The following is a 1,278-nucleotide window of genomic DNA, read 5'->3' as shown; positions in this document are numbered from 1 at the left end:
TCTTAATTCTTCTTTTGTAATACCCATGACATCCATGCTCATGGTACATGCGATTAATTTAATATCTTGAGCTATCGCTTGATTAATGAGTGATGGTAATGAATCAACGTTTTTCTTTTTCATTACGTATCGCATCATGATATTACCTAAACCGAACATATTCATTTTAGATAGTGGCATTTTCAAAGGTGTTTTTGGCAACATCAAATCAAACATTTTTGCGATACCTTTCTTTTTAACGTTAACTGTTTGCGCTTTTTTCAACGCGTTAAGTCCCCAAAAAGTAAAGAAGATAGTTACATCTCTTCCTGCAGCTCTAGCGCCATTTGCAATAATCATTGCTGCCACTGCTTTATCTAACTCTCCACTAAATAGTACAATTGTCGTACCTTTAGCAGTATGATTCACTTGTAAGTCTTTTGGTTTTTCTTTTTGAATGATAGCATTAATTCCATTATTACTTTCATCAAGTTTAACTAAAGTATGACCAGTTTGTTTGACCCAGCTTTTAATGTCGCTAAGGAATCCAGGATCTGTGACTGTAACTTCGATTTGCTCGCCTACTTCAATATTTTTCACTTCTTTACTGATGTTTACAATTGGACCTGGACATTGAAGACCACTATAGTTAAATTGTTTACGCTCTGCTTTAATTTCTACATTAGTATTTTCTTCGAATGTATTATCATCGTCGTATTTTGCTTCATATGCTTTATAGCCACCGTCTAAATTAACAATGTCGTAGCCTTGTTTAGCTAAATATTCGCTCGCTTTAGCACTTCTGGTACCACTTTTACAGTGTACAAAATAGGTTGTGTTTTTATCTTTATTGAACGATTCAATCTTATCTACAGGATGTAATATCGCACCATTTATATGTGCAAGCTCATATTCTTCTTGTGTTCTAACGTCAATCAGTTGACCTTGTGCACCCAATTTTTCTAATTCTTGTTTACTGAAATTATTGATATGATTTTCGTTATATTGTTTCATATTAACCTCCTAATAAATACCTATACGGGTATATTAACTAATTATTTATATTATGTCAAATACGGTAGGGGGTATTTGACATGTTTACTTTTATCGTTTATTATGACTTTATTCAATTAAAAGTGGAGGAAATAACTATGAATTATGATAAAAAAATGATTAATCGTATTAATAGAATACAAGGACAACTCAATGGCGTTATTAAAATGATGGAAGAAGAAAAAGATTGTAAAGATGTCATTACTCAAATCAGTGCATCAAAAAGTTCAATCCAACGTTTGATGG

At 32.2% G+C, this 1,278-nt stretch carries 1 protein-coding gene and 1 pseudogene; one reads left to right on the top strand and one right to left on the bottom strand.

The features are described 5' to 3' along the window. The coding region (locus KA845_RS10405; RefSeq protein WP_210128046.1) for a DsrE/DsrF/DrsH-like family protein at window positions 1-993 on the bottom strand (993 nt) is incomplete at its 3' end. Between the two features lie 137 nt (window positions 994-1,130). Between KA845_RS10405 and cstR the strand changes: the two are divergent. Next, a pseudogene (gene cstR, locus KA845_RS10400) lies at window positions 1,131-1,278 on the top strand (persulfide-sensing transcriptional repressor CstR); the annotation flags it as partial.

The organism is Staphylococcus sp. GDX8P114P-2, assembly GCF_017892945.1.
Taxonomy (GTDB): Bacteria; Bacillota; Bacilli; order Staphylococcales; family Staphylococcaceae; genus Staphylococcus; species Staphylococcus arlettae.
The sequence above is the reverse complement of the archived record's forward strand: the minus strand, read 5'-3'. Positions and strand labels throughout refer to the sequence as shown.